The sequence below is a fragment of the Paenisporosarcina sp. P4_D4 genome (assembly GCF_056401835.1).
In genome coordinates, this window is sequence record NZ_JBFUIO010000258.1 from 1 (window position 1) to 1,785 (window position 1,785).

General features: G+C 33.6%; 2 protein-coding genes. Both read right to left on the minus strand.

Going from position 1 to position 1,785, the window contains the following annotated elements; translation table 11 throughout:
• Nucleotides 1–175: 175 nt before the first annotated feature.
• Nucleotides 176–931: a DUF58 domain-containing protein gene (locus tag AC1DSL_RS17845; protein WP_477533265.1), complete on the minus strand. Its 756-nt coding sequence runs from the start codon at nt 929–931 to the stop codon at nt 176–178.
• Nucleotides 932–1,275: 344 nt separating this feature from the next.
• Nucleotides 1,276–1,785 (minus strand): AAA family ATPase (locus tag AC1DSL_RS17850; RefSeq protein ID WP_477533266.1); only part of this gene is annotated, 510 nt, incomplete at its 5' end.

Genomic DNA, 1,785 nt, shown 5'->3' on the forward strand with positions numbered 1-1,785 from the left:
TTCAGTGGGAAGTTTTACAAAGTCTTCGATTAACTCATTATTATCATCACTAAATATGGACTTTATTTGTTTAGTGAAAGAAAGGGAGGTAATCGACACCAAACTGCTAAAAACAAAACCTAATATTAGAAAAAGGGATATGATGAGCGCTTTCTGTTTCATTTAAATCACCCTTTCACTGTTTTATTTGCACCCAATCTTTGAAAAGACTTGGGTCAGGAGGCGTACCGATAACAAGAGCTAAAGAATTTCTATCCTTTAACCTAAATACATAATTATAAAAGCTCTTTGATGATAAAAAGACTCCTTTGGTCTCGATTAAAGTGACTGTTTCAATCATTTTTTTAAGTTGCGATCTACTCGAATGACTATCTACTTTAAGAACTCCATCTTGTAATGAAGTGTAATTCACCAACAATTCTACCTTACACCCTTCCTTGGAAAGGACGTTATAAGCAGATACTGCATATTCAATAAGTTCTTCCATATCATGACGTAATTGAAAACTTAAACTACCAACCATATTTAAAAAGATCGAATACTCGTTTCCATTTACTCTTTCATATTTTTTTGCGACTATTTTGTTTTCCTTTGCCGTTGCTAACCAATGAATGTGGCGAAAACTTTCATTTTCGTAGTTTTTGGTACCCATAATTTTTGTTTCATCCATATAAAAAGAGTGGTTCGTCATCCTATTTCCATGAATAATAGATTGTAATTTAATATCATTTATCTTTAGAATTCTTGGCAAAACAATAAATGTAGGAAGAGATTTTCTAGGATACACTAATCGAAAGGCTTGTAAATGAAAGGGGTCTTTAATAAATATTTCGAAATTCGACCAGTTATGATGTCCACGACTTTTACCCTTAATGAGAACCTTGAGCACCTTTTTGGATTTAGGTAGCACATCCACCATGATCTTTTCCATACTACTCTCTAAGTTCTCAGAATTGAGAAAGACAATATTCTTATCATTCTCACTCTCAATGCGAATCTCTAAGTTAAAAAGTGGGAGTAGAGAGTCGTTTGATATCTCAATAAAACAATCTTATAGATCATCTACACTTGAAGAGATGCTATACTTTTTGAATGTCCAGGAAACCTTACTATGTACAGTTTTAAGATACACATAGGATAACAAGACCAAACTAAGAAAGAATGCGATTAAGACCACAATTATATAACTTTCTAGAAAATTAAATACCAAAAAAAACACTACCAACAAACTTAAAGTAATAGGAGATGAGAAGTAAGTCTTTTCTTTAGCGACTATCATCTTGACTCTACAGCAACAGGCGTTAGGTCTATTATTTCCTGGACGATATGTTGCTTAGTGGTCTTCACTTCACCCTCCACATTTAATGAAATTCTATGGGCTAGCAAAGGTTGAGCCAATGCTTTTACATCATCAGGAATACAAAAGTCCCTACCATGGATAAATGCACGTGATTGAACTGCTCTCATAAAGGCAAGTGACCCCCTAGGGCTTACTCCAATTTCAACGTATTTATGATTTCTCGTACCCTGAATAATTTTCATAAGATAATCTTCAATATCATCTGAAATTAACACTCGTTTAACCTCTTCTTTCAAACGAATAATCTCATTAATTGATATGACACTTTCAATCGTTTCAATAGGGTTGGCCAATCTAAATCTCTTAAGCATTTTTTTCTCATTTTCATAAGAAGGATAACCTTGTTTAATCGTTAATAAGAAACGATCTAATTGAGCTTGGGGTAGTGGAGATGTACCAATGGAATCAAATGGATTCTGGGTGCC